Source organism: Arenibaculum pallidiluteum (assembly GCF_017355985.1).
In the GTDB taxonomy this organism is placed as follows: Bacteria; Pseudomonadota; Alphaproteobacteria; order Azospirillales; family Azospirillaceae; genus Arenibaculum; species Arenibaculum pallidiluteum.
This window is the reverse complement of record NZ_JAFIQU010000018.1, coordinates 24,694-49,191: the sequence shown is the minus strand read 5'-3', so window position 1 is coordinate 49,191 and position 24,498 is coordinate 24,694. Positions and strand designations below refer to the sequence as shown.

Genomic DNA, 24,498 nt, shown 5'->3' with positions numbered 1-24,498 from the left:
CTGGGCTTCTGCCGCGGGCTGCGCATTGGGCTGCGCCGGACGGGCCGGCACCGGCGCGTCGGCGGGCGTGACCAGCGCGGAGGCCGATTGCGCGTCCACGGCCTCGGCGGCTTCGCGCCGGCGCCGGGCCCGCGCCTCCTCCCGCCGCTTCAGGATCTCGTAGGCGACGGCGCCCAGGACGGTGACAGCCACGATCAGGACCGCGAGGGCGCTGATGGCGGGCGTCGTGCCCTGCCGCACTCGGCCGGCGAGGACGGTCGTCAGCGTCTTCTCGGCCAGGATCGCGAAGGTCGTCGTGTTGTAGTTCTCGAAGGAGGATAGGAAGGCCAGCACGGCGGCCGAGAAGATCGCCGGGCGCAGGAACGGCAGCAGGACGTGGCGGAACACCTGCGCGTGGCTGGCGCCGAGGTCCAGCGCCGCCTCCTCCTGCGCGCGGTCGAAGCGCTGCAGGCGGGCCAGCAGGATCAGCATGCAGTAGGCCGAGATGAAGCTCGCCTGGGCGAGCACGGTCATCACGATGCCGTCGTACAGGAAGCGCAGCCCGGTGGCCCCTGTCACGTCGCGCCAGAACACCACCGTCGAGATGCCGATGATGACCCCGGGGGTGAGCACCGGCGACACCACCACGAGATAGTAGAAGCCGCGGGCCCGTGCGTAGACCTGCGTCAGCACGATCGCGCCAGCCAGGCCGATGGGTACAGAGACCAGCACCACCAGCAGCCCGACCCAGAGGCTCGTGCGCAGGCCCAGCATCACCTCCTGGTCGCGCAGCAGGGTTGCGAACCAGTTCAGCGTGAAGCCCTCGAACGGCACGACCGAGGGATAGCTGGCGCTGTTGAAGGCCGTGACGCCCATCACGGCCAACGGGCCGAAGAGATAGAGGAGGAAGACCAGGATGTAGAACCGCACCAGCCATCGATTGACCGCCTGGGACGTCATCGCGTGATCTCCCCGAGGCTCAGGCGGCAGACCCGCATGGTCGCGAGCACGAAGACGATGCAGGCCACCAGCAGCAGGAAGGCGTAGGCCGCCCCCTGGGGCCAGTTGAAGGCTTGGTAGAAGCGGTCGTAGACGATGGGCGTGAACCACAGCGTTCGCGGCCCGCCCAGGATCTGCGGCGCCGCCAGCGCACCCGCCGTCAGCATGAAGACAAGCGTGCAGCCCGAGGCGATCCCGGGCTTGGCATGCGGCACCACGACGAAGAGGTGGATGTGCCACCACGGGCCGCCGAGGTCGCGCGCGGCCTCGATCTGGTTGCGGTCCAGGCTTTCGATGGCGTTGTAGAGCGGGAACACCATCATCAGCAGGTAGGCGTAGGACAGCCCGGCATAGAGGCCGAGGTCGAGGCCCAGGAAATCGACGGGCTCCGAGACCAAACCGAGCCCCATCAGCGCCTGGTTGACCACCCCGGACGAGGCCAGCAGCACGCGGATCGCAAACGCCCTGAGGATCTCGTTCACCCAGTACGGCGCGATCAGCATCAGCATCAGCAGCCGCATGCGCGTCGTCGATGCCGCCTTCGCCATGTAGAAGGCGATGGGATAGCAGAGCAGCAGGTTCAGGAATGTGATCGCCACCGAGGCCAGGATGGTCAACGCAAAGGCCTTCAGGTGGATCGTGTTCCAGGCCGCGGTGGAGCGGGTCGAGCCGTACAGGAAGAAGCGGTAGTTCTCGAGCGTGTAGACGTCGTTCGGGCCGCCCATCTGGGTCGGCGGCAACCGCGGGCGGAAGGACAGGTCGATCATATAAAGCTGCGGCAGCACGATCAGCAGCACCGTCCAGACGCCGACCGCGACCACCAGATAGGTCGAGACCGCGATGCCGTTGCGCTGCACGAAGGAAACCGGGCGTGCCCCCGGGGCGCGCCGCCGGTCCAGCAGGGCCATGGCGGCATAGAAGAGGACGACCGCGACCGGCAGCGCCAGGATCAGCCAGTGGCCCACCGAGCTATGCATGGGCGAAGCCTTCGCGGGGAAGGACCAGCGCGTCGGCGGGATCGTAGCCGAGCCGCACCGCGGCGCCGGGCTTGGGCACCGGCGCGCCCCGCGGGATCGTCGCCGTCATCCGCCCGCCGCCGTCGAGCTCGAACGTGGCGTGGGTCAGGATCCCTTCGTAGGCGACCTCTGTCGCCCGGCCGGTCAGCGGTCCCTCGCCCAGCACGACGGCCTCGGGGCGCACGAACAGGACGGCCTCGGATGTCCGCATCAGGTTGCGCAGGTTGCGGCCGCTGAGCGGCCCGGCCGCCGTGGTCACCAGCGCCCTGTCCCGGTCGGCCTCGGCGACGGTGCCTACGAAGGCGTTGTTCTCGCCGACGAAGGACGCGACGAAGGCCGTCCGGGGCGCCTCGTACAGGGTGCGCCCGTCGGCGACCTGCTCGATCACGCCCCGGTTCATCACCGCGATGCGGTCCGACATCGCCAGCGCCTCGCCCTGGTCGTGGGTGATGTAGATGAAGGTGATGCCGACGCGGCGCTGGATCGCCCTCAGCTCGTTGCGCATGTGCTGGCGGAGCTTGAGGTCGAGGGCCGAGAGCGGCTCGTCCAGAAGCAGCACCTTGGGCTCGACCGCGAGCGCCCGGGCGATGGCGACGCGCTGCTTCTGCCCGCCCGACAGCTCGTCGACGCGCTTGTCCGCGTGGCCCGGCAGCGCGATCAGATCGAGCAGCCGCTCGGCGACTTCCCGCCGCGCGGATCTGGAGACGCCGCGCACCCGCAGCCCATAGGCGATGTTCTCGGCGACGCTCATCATCGGGAAGAGCGCGAGGTTCTGGAAGATCAGTGCCGTCGGCCGCCGGTTGGGGCCGAGACCCCGCATGTCGGTCCCGCCGATCCGGACCTGCCCCTCGCTCGGCTCTATGAAGCCCGAGATCGTGCGGAGCAGCGTGGTCTTCCCGCATCCCGACGGACCGAGGAAGCTGAAGAACTCCCCGGCCTCGATGGACAGCGTTGCGTCCTGGACGGCCGTGAAGGCTCCGAAGCGGACGGTGACGTGGTCGAGTTCGACGGCGGAGGTCATGGGGAACCCTGTCCTGATCTCGGGAACATCGCCGCGGCCGCGGCGGAGCGGCGGGCGCCCACCAAGGGGCGCCCGCGCGGCACGCCGCTACGCCGCCTTGAACTTCTCGGCGTACTGGGTGCGCAGCTCGGCGAACCAGGAGGGTTCCGGCGGCCGGTTCCACAGCTTGTTGACGGCGTCGCCGGGGAAGGACTCTTGGAAATTCTTCTTCGCCGTCGCCGAGAGGAAGGCGTCGGCGCCTTTCGAGACCGGGTTGTAGCCGGAGCCGTCCGCGATCCTGGCCGAGACCTCGGGCGAGTGGACGTAGTTCAGCCACTCGTAGATCTGGTCGAGGTTCTTGGCGGCCTTGGTCATGGACCAGCCGTCAAGCCAGGCAATGGCGCCCTCCTGCGGGGCCATGTAGGACACGGGCTTTCCTTCCTTCTTCAGGCTCAGCGCGGGGCCGTCCCAGGTCATGCCGATCACCACGCCGTTCTCCATCAGGCCGGACTTGGTGTTGTCGGCGGAATCCCAGAACTGCTTGATCCACTTCTTCTTCTCGATCGCGACCTTCAGGATCTGATCGTAGATCTTCACCATGGCCTCTTCGTTCTTGAAGGCGTCCATCATCCGGTTGGACGGAAGCTTGCCGGTCGCGTCGAGCCAGAGGCCGATCCCCAGCAGCAGCGAATGCGGCCGGCCCTGGACCTTGCCCATGTACTGCTCGTCCCACAGCGTCCCGTAGCTCAGCGTCGCGTAGTCGAGCTTGGTCAGGTCGGTGCGGAAGGAGATCGCCTCCGAACCCCAGGTGTGCGGCACGTGGTAGAGGCCGCCCTCCCAGGTCCAGACGCTGGTCGAGGCCTCCAGCATGGAGGGCAGCAGGAGATCGAGCTTCAGCTTCTTCGTGTCGAACGGCGCCAGCAGGCCGAGTTCCTGGAACTGCGGGGCGCGGTCGCGGGTGGGCGCGCACAGGTCGAAGCCCTCGCCGCCGGTCGCCTGCAGCTTGTTGATCTGCTCCTCGTTCTGCGAGAAGGGCGTCGTGTTGACCTTGATGCCGGTCTTGGCGACGAAGTCGGGGATCACGGGCTCCGGAAGCTCGTCGCTCCAGTTCAGGAGGTTGAGCTGGCCCGAGGAGGACAGGGCGTCGCGTACGTACCAAGGCCCGATGGCTGCGGCCGTGCCCGCGACGGCGGTCGCCTTCAGGAGTGTGCGGCGCGTGAATTCCTTCGCCGCCAGCAAGGTCTCACGGGTCTCGTTCGTCCTACGCTCGTCGCTCATGGTCGGCCCTCGTGTTGTCGCCATGAGTTCCCGCCGTATGCAGAAAGCGGACCAGAGCTGAATCCTGCCCGTCACCGCGATTCCGGCCGAAGCCAGCCGCCCACGCTTTCGGCATGTCGGGGATGAACTGTCCAGATTCTGGGCTTGCCGCGAATCCGGGCGCTGGACGTGGCCTCTGTCCGATCCGGCCCGGACGGGCGGAACGCCGCTTGCAGGCCCGCCGCCCCGAAAGGGATATCGCATGCTCTCTTCGCTCTTTGCGGGCGCGGTCGTCTTCGCGGCGGGGCTGGTGCGCGGGGCAACCGGCTTCGGCTTCGCCCTCCTGGCCGCCATCGGCCTGTCGCTGGTGATGCCGGTTGCGCAGGTGACGCCGGTGGTGCTGCTGATCGAGATCGTGCTGTCGGCGCTGATCCTGCGTGAAGGCGGGTTCGGCGCGCTGGACCGGCGCCGCGCGGTCCCGCTGATGGCGGGCGGCGTGCTCGGCGTGCTCGGCGGCTATGCGCTGGTCTCGGGCTTGCCTGGCGACGCGGTCGCGGTCGGGCTGAACCTCGCGGTCCTGGCCTCGGCCGCGGTGACGCTGCTGCGGGTCGAGACGGCCGGACTGGACACCCGCGGCTGGGCCGTGGCCATCGGCGCGCTGGTCGGTGCCCTGATCGCGGCCTTCGCCGTGGGCGGGCCGCTGGCGGTCGTCTGGCTGCTGGCCTCGGGGGCGGCGCCGGCGGCGATCCGCGCCACGGTCAGCGTCTTCTTTGGCATGACCGACAGCATGAGCATCGGCGTTCGGCTTCTCGACGGCAGCTTTCCCGCAGAGGCGCTGGTCAGCGCGCTCTGGCTTCTGCCGCTCGCCGGCCTCGGCACGCTCGCGGGCGGCGCGCTGTTCGCGCGGATCGATCCCGCGCATTGGCGGCGGGCCGTCGCCGCCTTCCTGGTCGCCGCGGCGGTCCTGAACCTGCTGCGGACGCTGTCCACCTCCTGATCAAGGGATCAGGCGCGCGGCCTGACGGTCGCCAGGAAGATGCCAGGCAGGATCAGCGCCGCTCCCAGCAGGTGGTGAAGCTGCGGCGCCTCGTCCAGCAGCATCCAGGCGAGCCCCGCATTGTAGAGCGGGCCGAGATACAGGGTCAGGCCGGTGCGCGCCGGACCGAGCACGGCCACCAGCCTGTTGTAGGCCAGGAACGCGCCGATCCCCGGCACCAGAGCCAGGAACAGCAGGACACCGATGGTGCGCAAGTCGGTTCCGGTCGTCTGGCCCAAGGCGATCTCGGCGAGATAGAAGGGCAAGGTGCAGGCGACGCCCGCGGCGACCATGCCCTCGAAGCGGACCAGCAGCGGCAGATCGCTGCGGCTGTAGCGCAGCAGGACCGAATAGAGCGCCCAGGCGAGCATGGACATGATGATCCATAGGTCACCCTCGACGAAGGACAGGGCCGCCAGGGCCATGGGATCGCCCTTGGCCAGGATCGCCAGCACGCCGAGTAGGCAGAGCGCGATGCCGGCGGCCTGCCGGCCGGCCACGGGCTCGCCCCAGAAGATCCGCGCCAGGACGAGGATCAGCACCGGCGACGCAGCGTAGATCAGCCCGATATTCGTCGCAGTGATCGTCTGGGCGCCGAGATAGACCGGAGCGCCGCACAGCCCCATCCCCAGCGCCCCCAACGCCATGAGCGGCCGCCATTCCCGGCGCAGCGCCCGGCGATGCGCATGCAGGCGCGGCAGCACGAAAGGCAGCAGGACGAGCAGGGTGATGGCCCAGCGCCAGAAGGCCATGGCGACGGCAGGGATCTCGCCCGCGACCCAGCGGGCAGCCAGCATGTTGCTGACCATCATCACCGGCGAGACGATCAGCAGGGGATAGGCCCAGCGGGGCGATCGGGTGTCGGGCATTGTGGCTTTCGGGAGGGGTGCAGGGGTTCTACCGTCCCGGGCGAGGCCCCTGCAAGGATGCGGCCGGGGTCCGACCGGGCCGCCGATCCGCGTGCCTTCGGGAGCAGCCGGCCCGCAAGCCTGTTGGATCCTGCAGGGATCGCTCCAGGGGAGCCTTCGAGGAGCCGTCATGCGCAAGCCCGTCGTCGTCGATGTGCCGCACCAGCTGACCCGCCAGGACGCCAGGACCAAGATCGAGGACGGCCTGGGCCAGGTACGTGGCCAGCTCGCCGGTCTCGGCGCCCAGGTCGAGGACCGCTGGACCGGGGACCGGCTCGACTTTACGGTCCGGCTCCTGGGCCAGGCCGTGACGGGGCGGATGGAGGTGCTTGACCAGTCCGTCCGGGTCGAGGTCGATCTTCCCTGGATCCTGGCGCGGCTCGCCGGAAAGGTGACAGACCGCATCCAGAAGCAGGGCAGCCTCATGCTCACCAAGGGCTGAACCCAGGCCGATCCCGACCCGGCGCTCCTGGGCGGCTGCCGGAGCCGCTGTGACGAGGACCGGCGACGGCCCGCGCGTGCGGTTCGGCGGGCCGCCAATCCACCCCACGCCCACCCAGAACATAAAATTTTAATATATTAGAAACAAATCCGTCACAACTTGGCAGGCGTGGGTTTTCGGACAAGATGAACCCGCACCGCGGAGTCACGTCCGAACCAGAAACTATAAAACCTGGGCAGTCCAACAATCATGAACAAAGTTATTCTTGCGGCATTCGCAAGCCTACTAGCCCTTGGAAGCGTTGCAGCGAGCGCCGCACCCAAGCTCGTCATCGCCTACGAAGACAAGCAGCAGTTCCCGAACTATCTCGGAAACTCGACGGACATCGACGCGAACAAGCCCGGCATGCATGTCGAGCTGGTCAAGATGGCCGCGGCCGACATCGGCGCCGACCTCCAACTCGTCCGCCTGCCCTGGAAGCGCGCGCTCGACAGCCTCAAGAAGGGCGAGGTCGACGCGGTCTTCAGCGGCTCCTTCAGCAAGGACCGGCTGGAGCTCGGCGTCTATCCCATGAAGGGCGATGAGCCCGACGACGACCTCAGGATCGGCACCACCTCCTACTCGCTCTACCGGGCGAAGGGCTCGCCGGTGAGCTGGGATGGCAAGGCCTTCTCCGGCCTCAAGGGCGCCGTCAACGCTCCTGCCGGGTACTCCATCGTCGGCGACCTCAAGAAGATGGAGGTCTCCGTCAACGAGAGCGCCTCGACCACCCAGGACCTGACGATGCTCAAGGCCGGCCGGATCGATGCCGTCGCCGCCCAGGAGGTCACCGCCGACGAGCTCCTGAAGAAGCCGGAGCTGGCAACCCTCGAGAAGGTGACCCCACCCATCGTGACGAAGAGCTATTTCGTGATCTTCAGCCACCAGCGCATGGCGAGCGACCCCGAGCTCGTGAAGAAGTTCTGGGCATCCCTGGCCAGGAACCGCACCGCGAAGGGCGCCGAGCTGGCGGCGAAGTACGTGGAGTAACCATGGGCTGGGAGCGGCCCGGGGTTCCGCCGAGGACCTCGAGCCGCACCCAGCGCTCCGCTCCCCGGCGGAATCGTCCCCCGGGGACATGCCTGCCCAAACTCACACCCGATCGCGCCGGCAAAGCCCCGCCCGAAGGACCTCCCGGAATGCCAATCCTCAGATACTTCGCCGCCAACCTCATGCGCCGGGCACTGGCGCCGCTGGTGATCATGCTGGCGCTGATCGCGGCCGGCCTCACCCTCCTGATCGCCGAGGCGAACATGACGAGGGCGCGCCAGGCGCTCGAGGAAAAGGCGCGGCTGACTGTTGCCATCGCTTCGGAAAGCCTTCAGGAAGCCTTGTGGAACCTGAGCCCCGACCTGGCCGAGGGAACGCTGCGGGCCCTGGCGGCGGACCCCGACTTCCTGTCGGTGTTGATCACCGGGGAGGATGGGACCGTCTTCGCGCGCGGCGGAAGCGAGACCCCGGGCCCGGGCCTCTCGGCTAAGCGCGATATCACCCATTCCGAGCAGGGCACGGCGAAACGGATCGGCGCCATCGAGCTGTGGGTCTCCTCTGCCCGGTCCGAGGCGGCGGCGCGAACCGAGGCGCTGTGGACGCTCTGCGCTGGCGGCGTCGTCCTCGCGATGGTGGCGAGCTTCCTCTATCTCGTGCTCAGGAGCGTGATCCGCCCGATCTCGCGGATGACCGCTGCCATGATCCGGCTGAGCGGCGGCGAGCTCGGCACCGAGATCCCCGCACTGGAACGGACCGACGAGGTCGGCGCCATGGCGCGAGCCGTCCAGGTCTTCAAGGACAACGCCGCGGCCAAGCAGCGCCTCGAGGCCGAGCACGAGGCAGCCGCCAGGCGCACGGAGGAGGAGAAACGCCTTGCCATGGTGGCCCTCGCCGACGGGTTCGAGCAGGCGGTCGGCAGCCTGATGGACACGGTGATGGCGGAGACCTCCGACATGGAGCTCCAGGCCCAGGAGATGACGCGGGCGGCCGATCGCACCAACAAACTCGCCGGCACCGTGGCCGCCGCGACCGAGCAGACCTCGGCCAATGTCCAGACCGTCGCCGCCGCGTCGGAGGAGCTGTCGGGTTCGATCGACGAGATCAGCCGGCAGGTCCTGGATTCCAGCCGCATCGCAGGCGAGGCGGTCGGGCTCGCGCACAAGGCGAACGACAAGGTGGCGAGCCTCGCGGACACGGTGCAGAAGATCGGCGCCGTGGTCGAGCTGATCAACTCCATTGCCGGCCAGACCAACCTGCTCGCCCTGAACGCGACGATCGAGGCGGCACGGGCCGGCGAGGCCGGCAAGGGCTTCGCGGTGGTGGCCAGCGAGGTCAAGGCCCTGGCGAACCAGACGGCCAAGGCGACCGAGGAAATTGCGGCCCAGGTCGCGGCCGTCCAGTCGGTGACGCGCGAGGCTGTGACCGAGATCCATGGCGTTGCCGGCGTGATCGAGCGCGTGAACGAGATCGCCACCACCATCGCCTCGGCCGTCGAGGAGCAGGGCGCCGCGACCAAGGAGATCAGCCGCAACGTCCAGCAGGCGGCTGGCGGCACCCAGGAGGTTGCTGCGAACATCGCGGGCGTGAACGAGGCGGCCGGCGAGAGCGGCAAGGCCGCCTGGGCGGTCCTGGAGACGTCACGCAAGCTCTCGATGCAGGCGACCACGCTCAACGAGGAGGTCTCGGCCTTCCTGCGCAGCGTCCGGGCTGCCTGACCGGCTGCCCGAGGGCCCGCCCCGAGGACCCACCTTGAGAATAGGCGGGCCGCCCCGCGGCCGGGGCGGCCCGCCTGGCGCTCAGAAGCGCTGGGCCAGGCCCGGCAGCGCGATCCGCCAGATCGCTGCGGGGTTCTGGCGGGGATCCAGCCACATCTGCTGGACCTTGCCGTACCAGGAGAAGCGGGCGCCGGTGAACAGGTCCTCCACGTCCACGCGGGCGTGGTCGGGCAGCCCGAACTCCCACAGCGGAACCTCGAAATGGGCCCCGTGCGGGTTGTGGGGATCGAGATTGACTGCAACGAGCACGAAGTTGTCCTTCGAGGCCGTCATCTTCCCGTAGTAGAGGATATTGTCGTCCCAGGCGTTGTAGAAGCGCAGGTTGTCGTATTCCTGCAGCGCCGGATTGGCCCGCCGGATCGCGTTCAGCCGGGCGATATAGCCGCGGATATTGCCGGGCCTGTCCCAATCCCAGGCCTTCAGCTCGAACTTCTCGCTGTCGAGGTATTCCTCCTTGCCCGGCAGGGGCCGGCCCTCGCAGAGCTCGAAGCCGCTGTACATGCCGTAGACCGAGCTCAGGGTCGTCGCCATCACCGCGCGCATCATGAAGGCCGCCCTACCGCCGGTCTGTAGCACCGGCGGCAGGATGTCCGGCGTGTTGGGGAACAGGTTCGCCCGCATGTACTCGCGCGGTTCCTGCTGCGTCAGCTCGGTGAAGTACTCGATCAGCTCGGCCTTGTGGTTGCGCCAGGTGAAATAACTGTAGCTCTGGGTGAAGCCCAGCTTGGCGAGACGCTTCATCAGCTTCGGACGGGTGAAGGCCTCGGCCAGGAAGATGACGTCCGGATGGGCGTCCTGCACCGAGCGGATCAGCCACTCCCAGAAGGGCAGCGGCTTCGTGTGGGGATTGTCGACGCGGAAGATCTTTACCCCGTGCTCGACCCAGAACAGCACGACGTCGCGCAGCGCGTACCAGATCTCCGGCAGGGCGTGCCGGTAGAAATGGACGTTCACGATGTCCTGGTACTTCTTGGGCGGGTTCTCGGCGTATTTGATGCTGCCATCCGGGCGCCAGTCGAACCAGTCCGGATGCTCCTTGATCCAGGGATGGTCGGGCGAGCACTGGATCGCGAAGTCCAGCGCGATCTCCAGGCCCTGGTCCCGGGCCGCGGCGACCAGCCGGTCGAAGTCCTCGATGGTCCCGAGCTGCGGATGCACGCCCGTGTGCCCGCCCTCCTCCGAGCCGATCGCATAGGGGCTGCCGACATCGTCGGGCCCAGCCTCGAGCGTGTTGTTCCGGCCCTTGCGGAAGGTGCGCCCGATGGGATGGATCGGCGTGAAGTATAGGACGTCGAAGCCCATGGAGCGCACATAGGGCAGCTTGGCGATCACGTCGTCGAAGGTGCCGTGCCTGTTCGGATCGTCGCTCATGGAGCGCGGGAACAGCTCGTACCACGCCGCGAAGCGGGCGGCCGTGCGGTCGGCGAAGACCTCGAGCTCCTTGTAGGCCGTCAGGTTCACGCGCTCGCCCAGACGGCGCATGTCCTCGTGGAGCCGGTCGTCCAGCAGCGCATGCTGCAGCGACTGCTCGTCGTCGCCGGCCGCCTTGACTGCCTCGAGATGGCGTCCCAGGACCTCCCGCGCGCCGGGCTCCCTGGAGCACTGGACCGATTTCTCGACCAGGGCCCGTCCTTCGATCAGCTCCAGGCCGATGTTCTGGCCCGCATCGCGCTTCTTGATGAAATCGGCGCGCCAGTGCTCGAACAGGTCGCGCCAGGCCTCGACCCGGAAGGACCACCGCCCGTTGCGCGTCAGCGGAAACTGCCCCGCCCATCGGTCGTTGTCGACGAAGGCCATGGGGTATTCCAGCTCGCCCTCGGCCCCGGCGAAGCGGACCTTGATGCAGGCGTTGATCTTCTCGTGGCCGTCGGCGAAGACATCGGCCACGACCTCGACCACGTCGCCGACCTCGCGCTTCACGGCAAATCGCCCGCCGTCGAGCTCGGGCTGGACGGACTCGATGGCGACCCGGCTGCCGGCCAGCCTTTCGAGCAGCGCGCGGTCGGCCTCGCGGTAGGCATCGCTGCGTACCTCGACGACGGCCTGCCCCTCGGCCCGCGATCCGCGGAAGACCCGCAGCTCCAGCGGCGCGAGCTCCAGCGGCGTGCCGGGCTCGAGCGGGCGCGCCTCGGCCTCGGGCGTGACGTCCCTGAACCCGTCGAAGACGCCGCCGGTGGCCGCCAGCAGGGGCCCCGGCTCCACCGCATGGGCGCCGCGCTCGTCGGGATTGATCAGGATCAGCGCCGCATCCTCGCCGTCGCCGCCCCAGCGGCAAAGGCCGACCACCGGCGCCTGGGGGGCGCTGACGCGGCGCTGGGGCCCTTCGGCGTTGAGCACCGGAACCGAGGCCTTCATGGCGTTCACCTCGGCGACGAAGCCGGTCAGGTCGACCTTCGGCTCCTCCCAGTCCTCGGGCCGGGTCCGCACCACGTCCAGCGGCCGCGTGAACCCGTACTCGTAGCCGACCGGCATCATAACGCCGGTCGAGAAGCTGGCCGAGAACAGGTAGCGCGACTTCAGGTGGGTCTCCAGGCGCCGGCGGTCCTGGCTGCCGAGCTCGGCCGCCAGGCGCTCGGTGTCGTGGCTCTCCGGAAAGGCGATGGTCGGCGCGATCCGCCGGTAGCGCTCGTACTGGTCGAGCAGCCAGTCGGCGCGGAAGTCCCACCACTTGGCGCTGTTGAAGAGATAGTCGAAGCCCGCGTCGCACAGCGCCTCGACCTGCTCGGGCGTGCAGCCCAGCGTCTCGGCGAAGAACCTGACCTCGGGGTCGCGCTCCCGCGCGGCGTCGATCAGCGTCCGCCAGACCTCCGCCGGGATCTGATAGGCAGCGTCGCACCGGAAGCCCTTCACGCCAAGCCCGACATGGTGCCAGACATAGTCCGTGAAGTATCGCAGCAGCCCCGGCCGCGCCGATGGATCGTCCCAGGCGAAGGCGGCCAAGTCACCCCAGACCGTGCCGCCGTCGCCGCCGTTCCCAGGCGCCCGGGGACTTACCAGCTCCCCGTTGGCGTCGCGCCGGTACCAGCCGGGATGCCAGCCGGTCACCACCGAGTCCTTGGAGGTCTGGCCGACCACCAGGTCGAACATCACCTTCAGCCCATGCTCGCGCGCCTGGTCGCAGAAACGGCGGATCAGGGCGTCGGCCGGCTCGGTCGAGTCGCCCTGGATCAGCGGGTTCAGCTTCCAGTGGTCCTTGATCGCGTACAGGCTCCCCGAGAAGCCGGGCTCGTGCACCGGGTTCAGGTAGAGCCAGTCGAAATTCATGCCCGCGACGCGTGGCAGGTGCGCGGGCCAGCGATCAATGGAGCCGGCCAGCAGGGGAAACAGGTTGTAGATGCGGGGTCCGGCGGTCACGTCCTGGGCCTCGTCACGGTTGATATCGTCGCGGCTCGGGGGATCATGGGACGAACTGATTCCCGTCCCGCCGCTGGCTCAACCGGGGCGCCCGACCCCGAGTTCCCACCCGGAGCACCCATGGCACGCACCGAGATCAAACCTGCGAAGACGAAAATCCGCCTGGACAAGCTTCCTTCCGCCGCGGCCTTCGAGAACAAGTCGGCCTACGAGGCACGCCTGAAGAAGCTGCAGACTCTGCTGATGCGGATCCAGCAGACCTATTGGCACGAGAAGCGCCGGGCCGTGATCGTGTTCGAGGGGTGGGATGCCGGCGGCAAGGGCGGCGCAATCCGCCGCATGACCGAGCTGCTGGACCCGCGCGGCTTCCATGTCTGGCCGATCGCGGCCCCCAGCGCGGCCGAGCAGGGACGCCACTATCTCTGGCGCTTCTGGCAGCGCCTTCCAGAGCCCGGCACCTTCGCGGTCTTCGACCGGTCCTGGTACGGCCGGGTGCTCGTCGAGCGGGTCGAGGGGTTCGCCAAGCCCGCGGAATGGAAGCGGGCCTACGACGAGATCAACGAGTTCGAGCGACTCCTGATCGACGACGGGGCACGCATCGTGAAGCTGTTCCTGCACATCACGCCTGAGGAGCAGCTCGAACGCTTCCGCGAGCGCCTGACGAACCCGTACAAGCGCTGGAAGCTCACCGAGGAGGACCTGCGCAACCGCGCCAAATGGGACGACTACGTGCAAGCGGCCGAGGACATGTTCGACCGCACCGCAACCACTATCGCGCCCTGGCACGCCATCCCGGCCGACAGCAAGTGGCATGCCCGGGTCCGCTGCCTCGAGATCGTGACCGAAGCCCTGTCGGAGGGGGTGACGATCATGCCGCCACCGGTAGATCCGGGGCTCCAGGCGGCCGCGGCCGAGCTGCTGGGGATTCGGATTCCCTACGACGGGTGAGCGTCCCGGCACGCTTTACAGGCGTGCGGGTTCGTGTTGCATTGCCGCACGGTCTGACCCCTCCGAGAAATGCTGGCTCTCGACACGCGCCCGGTCCTTTACGTCGCCGGATGGATCCTCGCCGTTCTGGCGATATCGATGCTCGCCCCCATGGTGGTGGACATCGCCGCCGGACACGGCGACTGGGTCGTATTCGGCACCTCGGCCATGCTCACCCTGTTCTTCGCCGTGGTCCTGGTTCTGACCAACTGGACCCCGGGACGAGCCTTCAACACGCGCCAGCTGTTCCTGCTGACCAGCCTCGCCTGGATCCTGGTCAGCGTCTTCGCGGCGCTGCCTTTCGCCTTCGGCATGGCGAACCTCTCGGTCGCCGACGCCTTCTTCGAAAGCGTCTCGGGGCTCACCACCACCGGCTCGACGGTGATCACCGGCCTCGATTCGCTGCCGCCCGGGCTCCTGCTGTGGCGCGCCCTGACCCAGTGGCTGGGCGGGATCGGGATCATCGGCATGGGCATCGCGATCCTTCCCTTCCTGAGGGTCGGCGGCATGCAGCTCTTCCGCTCGGAATCCTCGGACCGGTCGGACAAGGTTCTACCGCGCGCGGGCGACATCGCGGCCGCCATCGGATGGACCTACATCGTCCTGACGGTTTTCTTCAGCGCCCTTCTCGCGCTGGGGGGCATGAGCGTGTTCGACGCGATCTGCCACACCATGGCGGCGATCTCGACCGGCGGCTTCTCCAACTACGACGCGTCGATGGGGCATTTCAACGAGCCCTGGCTGCACTGGATCGTGGTGCTGGCCATGGTGGTCGGAGGCATGCCGCTGGTCCGCCTGATCAGCTTCGCCAAGGGCGACTACGGGGCGATCCACCGCGACAGCCAGATCCGCTGGTACCTGATCTTCCTGACGGTTGTCACGCTGGGGCTGGCAGTCTGGCTCTCCCTGACGGGCACCCTGACCGGCGAGGCCGCGCTGCGCCATGCGGCCTTCAACGTGGTGTCCGTCGTGACCACCACCGGGTTCGCGAGCATCGACTACACGCTCTGGGGCCCGCTGTCGTCGGGCGCCTTCCTGATCCTGACCGTCGTGGGGGGCTGCACCGGATCGACTGCCGGCGGGATCAAGATCTTCCGGTTCGAGATCTTGTTCATGGTGCTGCGCGCCCAGATCCAGCGGCAGTTCAGCCCCAACCGCGTGATCCCGCTGACCTATCAGGACAAGCCCGTGAACGCCGAGGTGATGATCTCGGTGATGAGCTTCGGCTTCGTGTTCGGCGCGCTGCTGCTTCTAACGGCGCTCGGCCTGACGGCCTACGGTCTGGACCTGGTGACGGCCGTGTCCGGCTCCGCCACCGCCTATGCCAATGTCGGCCCGGGCCTGGGCGCCATCATCGGCCCCGCCGGCAACTTCTCGACGTTGCCGGACGGGGCGAAGTGGCTGCTATCGCTGGCCATGCTGCTGGGCCGGCTCGAGTTCTTCACAATGCTCGTGCTTCTAAGCCCAGGCTTCTGGCGGGCGTGATCCCGAGCTTCACCTTCTGCAGGAGCTCCCGCAGGGAATCGGGCTCCACTCCGTCGCGCGTCATCACCATCCGGATCAGCGGATCGTGAAGCAGGTCGTCCAAACTCGGCTGCGGGCAGGCCATATGATCTCTCCTGGTGTTGATGTCGTGTTCGAGGCTTCGAGGCTCCTGGCAACTTCCAGCGGTCCACCGCCCGGCGGCTCCGCTGTATGTATGTGATTGAATACATCACGCCGCACGACCGCTTGTCAAGTATGCGCATACATACCAATATGGGCTATCAGCCGCTGGACGCGGCGTGGCAGCCGTGCGATGCGGCGGCCGGACGAGGATGGGAATGAACGAAGGGGAATGTAGCGCGCATGCCGACCACGCCGCGGACTGCGGCGGCCCGCGGCGGCGCGACAAGGAGGCGACCAAGCGCGCCCTGCTGGATGCCGCACGGTCGGTCTTCGCGGAACGCGGCTTCGACGCCGCGACGACCCGCGAGGTCGCTGGCCGCGCCGGCCTGAACGAGCAGTTGATCCAGCGCTATTTCGGCGGCAAGGCCGGTCTGCTGGAGGCGCTGGTCGAAAGCTACGGCCGGGAGGAAGAGGCCGATGCGGCATCGCTGCCGCCGCTGGCCGAGACGCTGGAGGCCGAGATCGAGGCCATGCTCTCCCACGAGGTCGGCCGGTGCTGGGAGCGCCGCGAGCTGGCCAAGGTGGTGATGGACCGCGCCCTGGTGGATCCCGAGGTGGCGCGCCGCATGGCCGAGGCGGCCGAGGGCTGCCGCGCCGCGCGCCTGCAGGAGCGGCTGGAGACCTTCAGGGCGCGCGGCGCCATCGCGGCCGACCTGGACCTGTGCGCGATCGCGCAGGGCATCGCGACGCTGGGCTTCGGGCTCGGATTCCTCGACCGCGTGGTCTTCGACGGGTGCCCACGGCGCACGGACGAGATCCTAAGGGCCCAGGCGCGGGTCCTCGCGGGCGGCCTCAGACCGCAGCCCTGAGGCGCCGGCCGCCCGGCCGGCGCCTTACAGGCGGATCCGCTCGCCCGGCACGGCCAGCGCGATCCGCGGCTCCCCGTCGATGGCACGCCCGACCGCGGCGCGCTGGTCCTGGCGCAGATGGTAGAGCCGCACAGCCGCCGCCCCGGTCGCGGCGGCCAGGCGCCTCACCGAGCCCGCGTCGCAATGGAACGCCATCTCCGGATCCTCCTCCGCGACGTAGCACTCGTGGAACAGCAGGTCGCAGCCGCGATAGAGGTCCAGCGCCTCGGGTGTCGGGCGGCCATCGCCGCTGTAGGCGAAGGCGCGGCCGCCGGCCTCCAGGCGCACCGCATGGTTCGTGATCGCGTGCTGGGTCTCGGCGAAGCGCACCGCGAAGGGGCCGATCTGCCGGACCTCGCGGCTGTCGCGCGGGCGCAGCGCGAAGGGCAGCCCCCCTTCCGGATCGATCCCGCCAGCCGAGAGCATCAGGCGGAGCTGCTGCCAGCCCTCGCCGGTGGTGACGATCTCCAGCGGCTTCGTGCGTCGGTCGTCCGTCCACCGGATCAGGGCGGGAACCAGGCCGAAGCAGTGGTCGGGATGGTGGTGCGTGAAGACCAGCGCATCCACGGCGTCCGGGTCGGCCAACATGCGCCAGAGCTGCGGCGGGACGGAATGGCCGCAGTCGATCATCACGCGGTAGCCATCCAGCTCCACGGCCACGGAGGCGTTCGGGAATTCGGGATCGGCCGCCTCGCCGACGCCCAGGACCAGGATCTCCATGCTCAGTGCCCCACCTTCGCCAGCACGTCGGCCTTCAGGAAACGCTCGATCACCAGCATGAACCCGACCGACGGAACCAGCAGGATCAGGGCGGTGATGGAGGCGATCTGGTAGTTGCCGCCCATGGCGGCGTTGAACATCAGCAGCGGCAGCGTCGTCACGTCCGGCACGCCCACGAAGTAGGTCCCCGTGAACTCGTCCAGGGATTCCAGGAAGACGAAGATGGCGCTGGCCAGCACGCCGGGCGCGGCCAGCGGCAGCGTGACCGTGAGGAAGGCCCGCAGGGGCCCCGCGCCGATGTTGCGCGCCGCCTCCTCGAGCGAACGGTCCACGGCTGCGAAGGCCGCCGTGGTGATCCAGACAGAGAAGACGAGCCCGTGCACGGCATGCACGAGCACCACGCCGGCGATCGTGCCGTTCAGCCCGGCCGCGTAGAAGATCCGCGCGACATTGATGTACACCGGCACGCTCGGAAAGGCCTGGGGCAGCAGGAAGGCCAGCAGGATCAGGCCGCGCCAGGGCAGCCGCAGCCGTGCCAGCGCGTAGCCCGCGGGCACCGAGACGGCGAGGCAGGCAAGGACCGTGAAGAGCGCGATGGTGACGCTGGTGCCAAGGGAGGCCATGGCATTGGACCGCGGCGCGAAGACTCGTTCCCAGAACGCGAAGCCGTATTCCAGCGGCAGCGTGTGGGGGAAGTACCATTTCTCGGCGACCGCCCAGAGCACCAGGTTCGCGAGCGGGCTGAACACCGCGAAGGCGGCGAGGCCCAAGACCGCGCCGCGCGGGATCCACAGCAGCGCGCTCATGGCCCCGCCCCGCGGCGGACGCCATGCCGGAGATAGATCCAGGCGACCGTCCCCGCCATCAGGTAGGAGACGAAGCCCAGCGCGTTGGCGACGCCGTAGTCGCCATGGGCGTTGATCCGGTAGGCCATGTCGACGGTGATCATCGTGGGCGCATTGGGATTGATCATCATCGGCACCGAGAGCACCGAGAGCATGGTGACGAAGCTGAGGATCAGCCCGACCGTCAGGGTCTGCCGGACCTGCGGCACCACGATCTCGACCAGGATCCGCAGGCGCCCCGCGCCGAGGTTGCGGCCCGCCTCGATGGTCGAGCGGTCCAGCGAGGCCATGGCGCCCGCGACCATCAGGGCCACGAAGGGCGTCTGCTTCCACACGAAGGTGACGACGATGCCCCGCCAGTCCAGCAGGCTCGCCGCCTGCAGCGGCTCGATCACGCCGAGCCCGACGAGCCCGTTGTTGAGCAGGCCGTTCTTGGCGAGATAGCCGCGCATCATCTGCGCCGCCACCACGAAGGGGATGAAGAGAGGCCAGCGATAGAGCCAGCGCAGCAGGGCGACCGCCCTGGCGTTCTCGCCAAGCGTCAGGTATCCGCCGATCGCGATCGACAGCACCGCGACGAGCAGCGACGACAGGCAGGCGATCATCAGCGTGAAAGCCATGTCGCCGCCGTAGAGCTCGAAAGACTTCCGGAAGTTGTCCAGGGTCCAGGCGCCCGCCCTGTCCTGGAAGGCGCTGACCAGCGAGAAGCCTAGCGGATACAGGAAGAACAGCGCGACCATGGCGAGCGCCGGCAGCACGAGCAGCGCCGCCCAGACGCGCTCCTCGATACGGTCGGCAAGGCCGTGCAGGCCGGCCGGCCGGTCCCGTGCCGCGTCGCGGAGATCACCGCTGACGTCCATGGCGGTTCCTTTCCAGTGGGACCGGAGCGAAGGCGGGAGCCGCGCCCCCGCCTCCGCGTCCGCGCGTGTCAGTTCGAGACCACGCGCTCGTAGGCTTCCAGGATGTCGTTGAAGTAGCCCGACAGCGGGAAGGGCCTGCCCTTGCTCGCGAGATCCTCGGGCTTCACGTCCGTGAAGAGGCGCGACCAGGTCTTCTCGTCGAGCTTTGCCTGGACGTGCTGGGCGTCGATCCCGGGATACCAGTTGAAGCGCTTCACGATCCCCTCGGCCTGGACCTCGGGGCTGGTCGCCATCTCGATGAACCGGGCGGCGAGATCCGACTGGGCGGCCTTGGCCGGAACCACGTAGTACATGGGCTGACCCGGCATGCCGGGACCGATGAGCTGCAGCTTCATGGACGGGTTCAGGCGGCCGTCGGCCTGCCAGGTGTAGAACATGTCGACCCAGACCGGGCCCATGGCGATCTCGCCGCGGTTCAGCATGTCGAGCGTCCCGGCATTGCCGGGGGTCAGGGTGACGGTCTTGTTGAAGTCCTTGAGCCCGGCCAGCGCCTTCTCGATGGCGGGCTTCACGGCCGGATCGTAGGGGCCTTTCTCGAGCTTCGCGGGGTCGTCGATGTTGGCGCCGACCCAGCCCGTCACGAAGCCGACGCCGGACATGCCGCCCTTGACGCCGTTGTAGCCGAAGGCCTTCGGATTCTTACGCGCCCAGTCGACCAGCTCGGCATAGGTCCTGGGCGGTGCCTTCACCAGGTCGGGGTTGTAGGCCAGCGCGATCTGGCTGTGGAACATCGGGACGACGAAGCCGTCCACATTGGCGCCGAGCGCGTTCCGGGCCGTGTCGCGGGTTGCGAGCTTGTAGGAGGCCAGGCCCGGGGCATAGGGCGACAGGAGCTTCTCCCCCGCCATCTGGCCGGCCATCTTCTGGTGCACCACGGCGACGTCGACGTCCCAGGCCGCGGCGCCGGCCTTGGCCTGGGCGTCGAGCTTCTCGTAGATCTTCTGGGAGCCCGCATCGCCCGGCCCCGTGCCCGTCGCACGCACCTTGACGCCGGGGTTCATCTGCTCGAACCGGGGGGCGAGATAGTCGTTTACGTAGTCGACCATGTTCTGGTCGCCGGCAGAGACGACGTTCAAGGTCTGCGCCCCCGCCGTTCCCGCGAAGCCCGTGGCGAGCAGCAGGCTGCAGGCAAGCGTGGCGATGGGTCTCATGCTCATCTCATTTCCTTTCTGTTGGCCCCATTCTGTTGGCGTGGGGCGCGGCAGGCGGACGCTTCAGGACGGTTGGGCGTCGTACAGATGCAGGGCCGAGGGCGGGACGGCGACGCCGACGGCCTCGCCCACGGAAAGGCGGCGCGCGTCGTCCACCAGGAAGCGCCGCGCTCCCACCTCGACCGCATAGCGATAGAAGCCGCCGGGATAGGAGGCCTGCGCGATCCGGCCGCGCAGCAGCACGCCCCCCGGCCCGTCCTGCCCGAACGGCACCAGCGAGACGGCCTCGCTCCGGAAATGGGCCCGCACCGTACCCGGCCCGGACGCGCAGAGATGGACCCCCGGCTGGCCGGTCCCGGCGCTGACCGGCAGCTCCGCCGCATCGTGGTCGGGGCCCGGCTCGACCCGGATATGCCCGTCCCCCGCCGCGCCGACGGTCAGCGGAACCACGTTGCTGGCGCCCATGAAGTCGGCGACGAAGGGGGAGCGGGGCCTCAGATAGATGTCCTCGGGCGTGCCGAGCTGCGCGATGCCGCCCGCCTCCATGATTGCGATCCGGTCGGCCATCACCATGGCCTCCTCGCGGTCGTGGGTGACGTGAACGGCGGTGATGCCGAGCCGCGTCTGCAGCGCCTTGATCTCGTGCCGGACGACCTCGCGGATCCGGGCGTCCAGATTGGACAGCGGCTCGTCCAGGAGCAGCATGCGGGGGTTGACCGCGAGCGCCCGTCCGAGGGCCACGCGCTGGCGCTGCCCGCCCGAGAGCTGCGTGACGGGACGGTCGCCGAGCCCGCCGAGGCCGAGCATCTCCAGCACCTCGGCGACGCGGCGGTCGCGCTCGGCGCGCGGGATCTTCCGGATCCGCAGGCCGTAGGCCAGGTTTTCGGCCGCGGTCATGTGCGGCCACAGCGCATAGGATTGGAAGACCATGGCCACGTCCCGCCGCTCGGGCGGCAGCGACGTGACGTCGCGCCCCGCGATATGGATGCTGCCGGAGCGCACCTTTACGAACCCGGACACGGCGCGCAGCAGAGTCGTCTTACCGCAGCCCGACGAGCCGAGCAGCGCCACGAACTCGCCTGGCGCGATGTCTATGGAAACACCTTTCAGCACGGGCACGGAGCCGTACTCGACCACGACCGCCCGCGCAGACAGGCTGTCGCCGCCCATTGCGCGATCCTCCCCCTGACGCCGGTTTTCCCGGCGCGGTTGTTGGCATAGCCGTTTTATCGCGGAACTACATATGAAATATTTATTTCATCGGAACCGATCCGAGGTCAAGGCGCATGCGACTGGCGGGCCGTGATTCACGGCTCATATCCCAAAAGGCTTAGTACCTGGGAACGATCGCTCGCGCGAAAGTGGCATTGCCCCGGAATGCACGATCCTGGTAGCAAGGTTCATCCGGACGTCGGGGAGAAGACGCGGCAAAGCGCAGGGACGGACGGGGGAGGAAACGCACGAACAACACCGCGGCAGCCCCTCGGAGCGCCGTGGTCAAAGAGAACCGATCAAGGACTGGAAGGCTATGCCGCGGCATAGCCTTTTTCGTTTTCGGGCCCCCGCCCCGGCGGAGCCGAAGCTCAGATGACGGGCTCGGGCCCCAGCTCGGGAACGACCGAGGGGTCGAGTTCGGAATAGGGCACATCGATCACGCAGTGCAGGCCGCTCTCGCGAAAGTCGAGACGGGCCCGCCCGCCGAGCTCGTATGCGATCCCGCCCTCGATCAGCGTGCGGCCGAGGCCCTTGCGGCTGGGCACCTCCACCGTCGGGCCGCCGCTCTCGCGCCAGTCGATCACCACACGGCTTTCCGGCGCGGGACCCTCCCGGCGCCACGACACGGCGACGCGCCCCTCGGGCGTCGTGAACGCGCCATACTTGGCGGCATTGGTAGCGAGCTCGTGGAACACCATGCCTAGCACCAGCGCCGCCTTGGGCCTGATCAGCACCTCCGGGCCGGTCAGGCCCACCCGCCCGCCATCGGCATCCGCATAGGGCGCGAGTTCGCCCGCTGCGACCTGGGCCAGCGGGACGGCGGTCCAGTTCGTGGTCGCGAGCAGGTTGTGGGTCGCCGCCAGCGCCCGGATGCGGCCATTGAAGACTGCCTTGAACTCCTGCGGGTCGGGATGACGCAGCATGGTCTGGTTTGCGATGCTGAGCACCGTCGCCAACGTGTTCTTCACCCGGTGGCTGAGCTCGGCCATGAGCATGAGCTGGAGCTGCTCCGCCCGCTTCCGTTCGGTGACGTCCACGATCTCGGCCACCGCGCCTGTGCCCGCAGCGTCGCCTTCGCGCGGTAGGGGCGCCAGCGACCAGGCAACCGGAAAGACCGTGCCGTCGCGCCGCCGCAACTCGCCGCTGCGTTCGCGCACCGGGGCGTCCGGCAGGCTGCCGTCCAGGGCGCCCCGGGTGAAGAGGCTCCACAGGGGCCGGTCGGAGATCTCCTGCAGGGTGTAACCCGTCATCTGCTCCGCGGCCGGGTTCATGAAGGTCGGCCGGCCCACGGCGTCGATCATGAAAAGGCCCGAGGTGATGTTGTCGGTCAGCGTTCGCGTGATGCGCGCCTGCGCGGCCAGGCGGTGGAGCGCGCCCTCGAGGTTCTGGTTCGCGCGCTCCAGCTTCTCGGCGAGCGCGGCGCGGGCCGCCGCCGCCGCCGTCTCGGCCCGCAGGCGCAGCCGCTCCAGCTCCTGCTCGCGCACGGCCTCGGCGATCCGGCGCTGCTGCTGCTGCAGGAAGCGGCGCCTGAGGACCGCGCGCAGGCGTGCCCGCAGCAGCGTGAACTCGGCCCCGGCGCTGACGTGGTCCTGGGCCCCCGCGTCCGGCGCGTCCGCGTCGTCCTCCAGCAGCGTGATCAGCACAGGGGCGTCGGGATTCTGGTCCTCCCCAATGCGCCGCGTCAGGTCGGCGCTTCCCGGGTCGCCGGGCCTCACGGCCGCGATCACGCAGTCGAATCCGTCCGCGTCGAGGGCGGCCAGCGCCTCGGCGCCGGTCGCCGCGCGCTGCACCTCGCAGCCCTCCTCCAGGAGCGCCTCGCTCAGGGTCGCGTCGGCGGCGGCCCCGGCACCCACCAGCAGCACGCGCGGCCGGCGGAACAGCGGGCGAGGCAGCGCGGCGAGCTCGGATGCCTGCCGGGACTGGCGCAGCAGGCTCTCGACCCGGCGCAGGAGCTGCTCGCCCCGGGCCGCCTTGGGCAGGAAGTCGTCCGCCCCGGCCTCCAGGGCGATGCGCTGGGCCTCCGCCGTGTCATCGGCCGTCAGCATCAGCACCGGCAGTCCGAAGGTGCCGAGGTTCAGGCGGATCTGCCGGCACAGATCGGCACCCTGGAGACCGGGCAGATGGTAGTCCAGCAGCACGAGGTCGGGCAGCCCGCGGTTCAGCAGCTCCAGCGCCAGCTCGGCGCTCGGCACGGCGTCGACGCGGTAGCCCTTCGCCTCCAGCAGGAGTTGAAGCTTCAGGCTCTGGGTCGGCGAGTCCTCTACGACCAGAATCAGCGGGGGCATCACGATCCCGCCCCCTCGCCCGAGACCAGCTCCAGGATCCGCGGCCCGATCAGCGGCAGCGGCAGCATCTCGTCGACGGCCCGCAACCGCGCGGCGACGTCCGGCATGCCGAAGACCACGGCAGTGCTCTCGTCCTCGGCGATGGCATGGCCTCCGGCGCGCCGCAGCTCCAGCAGGCCGCGCGCGCCGTCCTGGCCCATGCCCGTCAGCACCACGCCGATGGCGCCGGGCCCTGCGCTGGCCAGCGACCGCAGGAGGGTCGTGCCCGACGGGCGCTGCCCGTCCACCGGCGGCCCATCGGACAACGCCAGGCGGTCGCGGTCCCAGATCAGGTGCCGGTCCGCGGGCGGCAGATGGACGACCCCGGGCTCCGCCATCTCGCCGTCGCGCACGATGCGAGTTCGGAAGGGCGTGACCGTGCGCAGCCAGTCCGCGAAGCCCGGCAGGAACGGTCCCAGGATGTGCTGGACCAGGAGGATCGGCAGCGGGAAGCCCGGCCCCAGCTCGGCCAGAACCTGGGACACCGCCTTGGGGCCGCCGGTCGAGGCGACGAGCCCGAGAACCACGTAACTCTGCGGCTGTGCCCAAGCCGCGGGGGCCCGCCGCACGGCCGAGCCGAAATCGACGGCCCGGCTGCGCACCTGCCGCACGACCCTGACCCGGCTCATCAGCACGAGCTGGTTGCGCAGGCGCTCGGCGATGGCGCCATAGGCGGCATGCTCCATGCCGACGGGCTTCTCGACCACGGCCAGGGCACCCGCGCGCAGCGCGTTCATGGCGATGCCGAGTTCGGGTGCCGCGATGTCGGCTGCCACCACGATAATCGGCGTGGGCCGCCGGCGCATCACCTCGACCGTGGCGTCGAGGCCGTTCATGCCGGGCAGTCGGACGTCCATGGTGATCACGTCCGGCGCGATCCGATCCAGCGCCGCCAGCATTTCCTCGGCACTCGCGACGGCGCCCGCAACCTCGAGGCGCGGGTCTCCTGCCACGATGTGCTCCAGCAGCACGCGGACGGTTGGGGAGTCCTCGACGATCAGCACGCGGATTTTGTCGGCCATGGT

General features: G+C 69.0%; 20 protein-coding genes. 7 read left to right on the top strand and 13 right to left on the bottom strand.

Going from position 1 to position 24,498, the window contains the following annotated elements; all coding sequences use genetic code 11:
• The 4 genes from JUB13_RS25415 to JUB13_RS25400 all read right to left on the bottom strand — a co-directional run.
• Positions 1-939 (bottom strand): ABC transporter permease (locus JUB13_RS25415; protein WP_207484091.1); only part of this gene is annotated, 939 nt, incomplete at its 3' end.
• A complete protein-coding gene (locus JUB13_RS25410; protein ID WP_236025220.1) occupies positions 936-1,955 on the bottom strand; it encodes an ABC transporter permease in 1,020 nt (339 codons plus the stop codon). The genes JUB13_RS25415 and JUB13_RS25410, both read right to left, overlap by 4 nt.
• The gene (locus tag JUB13_RS25405; protein WP_207484089.1) at positions 1,948-3,015 is read right to left on the bottom strand and encodes an ABC transporter ATP-binding protein; all 1,068 of its coding nucleotides are present in this window, start codon (positions 3,013-3,015) and stop codon (positions 1,948-1,950) included. Before JUB13_RS25405 ends, JUB13_RS25410 begins: the two co-directional genes overlap by 8 nt.
• Positions 3,016-3,102: 87 nt before the next feature.
• Complete coding sequence (locus tag JUB13_RS25400; protein ID WP_207484087.1) at positions 3,103-4,272, bottom strand: extracellular solute-binding protein; 1,170 nt, start codon at positions 4,270-4,272, stop codon at positions 3,103-3,105.
• Positions 4,273-4,513: 241 nt separating this feature from the next.
• On the opposite strand from JUB13_RS25400, the gene JUB13_RS25395 reads away from it, so the two are divergent.
• Positions 4,514-5,248, top strand: a complete 735-nt coding sequence (locus JUB13_RS25395) for a sulfite exporter TauE/SafE family protein (protein ID WP_207484084.1) — start codon at positions 4,514-4,516, stop codon at positions 5,246-5,248.
• Positions 5,249-5,256: 8 nt separating this feature from the next.
• Here the strand turns inward: JUB13_RS25395 and JUB13_RS25390 are convergent, their stop codons facing one another.
• Complete coding sequence (locus tag JUB13_RS25390; protein ID WP_207484082.1) at positions 5,257-6,156, bottom strand: DMT family transporter; 900 nt, start codon at positions 6,154-6,156, stop codon at positions 5,257-5,259.
• Positions 6,157-6,325: 169 nt separating this feature from the next.
• On the opposite strand from JUB13_RS25390, the gene JUB13_RS25385 reads away from it, so the two are divergent.
• The 3 genes from JUB13_RS25385 (at position 6,326) to JUB13_RS25375 (ending at position 9,381) form a co-directional block, all read left to right on the top strand.
• Positions 6,326-6,637: a polyhydroxyalkanoic acid system family protein gene (locus JUB13_RS25385; RefSeq protein WP_207484080.1), complete on the top strand. Its 312-nt coding sequence runs from the start codon at positions 6,326-6,328 to the stop codon at positions 6,635-6,637.
• A 249-nt stretch (positions 6,638-6,886) separates the two neighbouring features.
• Positions 6,887-7,666: a substrate-binding periplasmic protein gene (locus JUB13_RS25380; RefSeq protein WP_207484078.1), complete on the top strand. Its 780-nt coding sequence runs from the start codon at positions 6,887-6,889 to the stop codon at positions 7,664-7,666.
• A 149-nt stretch (positions 7,667-7,815) separates the two neighbouring features.
• A complete protein-coding gene (locus JUB13_RS25375; RefSeq protein ID WP_207484076.1) occupies positions 7,816-9,381 on the top strand; it encodes a methyl-accepting chemotaxis protein in 1,566 nt (521 codons plus the stop codon).
• Positions 9,382-9,462: 81 nt separating this feature from the next.
• On the opposite strand, the gene JUB13_RS25370 is transcribed toward JUB13_RS25375, so the two are convergent.
• The gene (locus JUB13_RS25370; protein WP_328703015.1) at positions 9,463-12,795 is read right to left on the bottom strand and encodes a maltotransferase domain-containing protein; all 3,333 of its coding nucleotides are present in this window, start codon (positions 12,793-12,795) and stop codon (positions 9,463-9,465) included.
• A gap of 120 nt (positions 12,796-12,915) precedes the next feature.
• Here JUB13_RS25370 and JUB13_RS25365 point away from each other — a divergent pair, with 120 nt between their 5' ends.
• The 3 genes from JUB13_RS25365 (at position 12,916) to JUB13_RS25355 (ending at position 16,259) form a co-directional block, all read left to right on the top strand.
• Positions 12,916-13,743, top strand: a complete 828-nt coding sequence (locus JUB13_RS25365) for a polyphosphate kinase 2 family protein (RefSeq protein WP_207484074.1) — start codon at positions 12,916-12,918, stop codon at positions 13,741-13,743.
• Positions 13,744-13,812: 69 nt separating this feature from the next.
• Positions 13,813-15,267 carry a TrkH family potassium uptake protein gene (locus tag JUB13_RS25360; RefSeq protein WP_207484072.1) on the top strand — a complete coding sequence of 485 codons (1,455 nt, stop codon included), beginning with the start codon at positions 13,813-13,815 and terminating at the stop codon, positions 15,265-15,267.
• Positions 15,268-15,605: 338 nt separating this feature from the next.
• Entirely contained in the window at positions 15,606-16,259 is a 654-nt protein-coding gene (locus JUB13_RS25355) for a TetR/AcrR family transcriptional regulator (protein ID WP_236025219.1), read from the top strand.
• A gap of 24 nt (positions 16,260-16,283) precedes the next feature.
• Here JUB13_RS25355 and JUB13_RS25350 read toward each other — a convergent pair whose 3' ends face one another.
• The 7 genes from JUB13_RS25350 to JUB13_RS25320 all read right to left on the bottom strand — a co-directional run bounded on the left by JUB13_RS25350 (position 16,284) and on the right by JUB13_RS25320 (position 24,495).
• A complete protein-coding gene (locus JUB13_RS25350; protein WP_207484068.1) occupies positions 16,284-17,018 on the bottom strand; it encodes an MBL fold metallo-hydrolase in 735 nt (244 codons plus the stop codon).
• A gap of 2 nt (positions 17,019-17,020) precedes the next feature.
• Positions 17,021-17,824 (bottom strand): ABC transporter permease, encoded by an 804-nt coding sequence (locus JUB13_RS25345; RefSeq protein ID WP_207484065.1) that lies wholly within the window; start codon positions 17,822-17,824, stop codon positions 17,021-17,023.
• Complete coding sequence (locus JUB13_RS25340) at positions 17,821-18,723, bottom strand: ABC transporter permease (protein WP_207484063.1); 903 nt, start codon at positions 18,721-18,723, stop codon at positions 17,821-17,823. The genes JUB13_RS25345 and JUB13_RS25340 overlap by 4 nt, the downstream gene beginning before the upstream one ends.
• 68 nt (positions 18,724-18,791) lie before the next feature.
• Entirely contained in the window at positions 18,792-19,940 is a 1,149-nt protein-coding gene (locus tag JUB13_RS25335) for an extracellular solute-binding protein (protein WP_207484061.1), read from the bottom strand.
• A 57-nt stretch (positions 19,941-19,997) separates the two neighbouring features.
• On the bottom strand, positions 19,998-21,104 hold the full coding sequence (locus tag JUB13_RS25330) for an ABC transporter ATP-binding protein (protein ID WP_207484059.1): 1,107 nt from the start codon (positions 21,102-21,104) through the stop codon (positions 19,998-20,000).
• Between the two features lie 413 nt (positions 21,105-21,517).
• The gene (locus tag JUB13_RS25325) at positions 21,518-23,434 is read right to left on the bottom strand and encodes a response regulator (protein WP_207484057.1); all 1,917 of its coding nucleotides are present in this window, start codon (positions 23,432-23,434) and stop codon (positions 21,518-21,520) included.
• Positions 23,434-24,495, bottom strand: coding sequence for a chemotaxis protein CheB (locus JUB13_RS25320; protein WP_207484055.1), 1,062 nt, complete (start codon positions 24,493-24,495; stop codon positions 23,434-23,436). Before JUB13_RS25320 ends, JUB13_RS25325 begins: the two co-directional genes overlap by 1 nt.
• Positions 24,496-24,498: the final 3 nt, after the last annotated feature.

Coding starts and splice junctions, on each gene's coding strand:
- JUB13_RS25410 (WP_236025220.1), bottom strand. CDS start 1,955: ATGCATAGCTCGGTGGGCCACTGGCTGATCCTGGCGCTGCCGGTCGCG.
- JUB13_RS25405 (WP_207484089.1), bottom strand. CDS start 3,015: ATGACCTCCGCCGTCGAACTCGACCACGTCACCGTCCGCTTCGGAGCC.
- JUB13_RS25400 (WP_207484087.1), bottom strand. CDS start 4,272: ATGAGCGACGAGCGTAGGACGAACGAGACCCGTGAGACCTTGCTGGCG.
- JUB13_RS25395 (WP_207484084.1), top strand. CDS start 4,514: ATGCTCTCTTCGCTCTTTGCGGGCGCGGTCGTCTTCGCGGCGGGGCTG.
- JUB13_RS25390 (WP_207484082.1), bottom strand. CDS start 6,156: ATGCCCGACACCCGATCGCCCCGCTGGGCCTATCCCCTGCTGATCGTC.
- JUB13_RS25385 (WP_207484080.1), top strand. CDS start 6,326: ATGCGCAAGCCCGTCGTCGTCGATGTGCCGCACCAGCTGACCCGCCAG.
- JUB13_RS25380 (WP_207484078.1), top strand. CDS start 6,887: ATGAACAAAGTTATTCTTGCGGCATTCGCAAGCCTACTAGCCCTTGGA.
- JUB13_RS25375 (WP_207484076.1), top strand. CDS start 7,816: ATGCCAATCCTCAGATACTTCGCCGCCAACCTCATGCGCCGGGCACTG.
- JUB13_RS25365 (WP_207484074.1), top strand. CDS start 12,916: ATGGCACGCACCGAGATCAAACCTGCGAAGACGAAAATCCGCCTGGAC.
- JUB13_RS25360 (WP_207484072.1), top strand. CDS start 13,813: ATGCTGGCTCTCGACACGCGCCCGGTCCTTTACGTCGCCGGATGGATC.
- JUB13_RS25355 (WP_236025219.1), top strand. CDS start 15,606: ATGAACGAAGGGGAATGTAGCGCGCATGCCGACCACGCCGCGGACTGC.
- JUB13_RS25350 (WP_207484068.1), bottom strand. CDS start 17,018: ATGGAGATCCTGGTCCTGGGCGTCGGCGAGGCGGCCGATCCCGAATTC.
- JUB13_RS25345 (WP_207484065.1), bottom strand. CDS start 17,824: ATGAGCGCGCTGCTGTGGATCCCGCGCGGCGCGGTCTTGGGCCTCGCC.
- JUB13_RS25340 (WP_207484063.1), bottom strand. CDS start 18,723: ATGGACGTCAGCGGTGATCTCCGCGACGCGGCACGGGACCGGCCGGCC.
- JUB13_RS25335 (WP_207484061.1), bottom strand. CDS start 19,940: ATGAGCATGAGACCCATCGCCACGCTTGCCTGCAGCCTGCTGCTCGCC.
- JUB13_RS25330 (WP_207484059.1), bottom strand. CDS start 21,104: ATGGGCGGCGACAGCCTGTCTGCGCGGGCGGTCGTGGTCGAGTACGGC.
- JUB13_RS25325 (WP_207484057.1), bottom strand. CDS start 23,434: ATGCCCCCGCTGATTCTGGTCGTAGAGGACTCGCCGACCCAGAGCCTG.
- JUB13_RS25320 (WP_207484055.1), bottom strand. CDS start 24,495: ATGGCCGACAAAATCCGCGTGCTGATCGTCGAGGACTCCCCAACCGTC.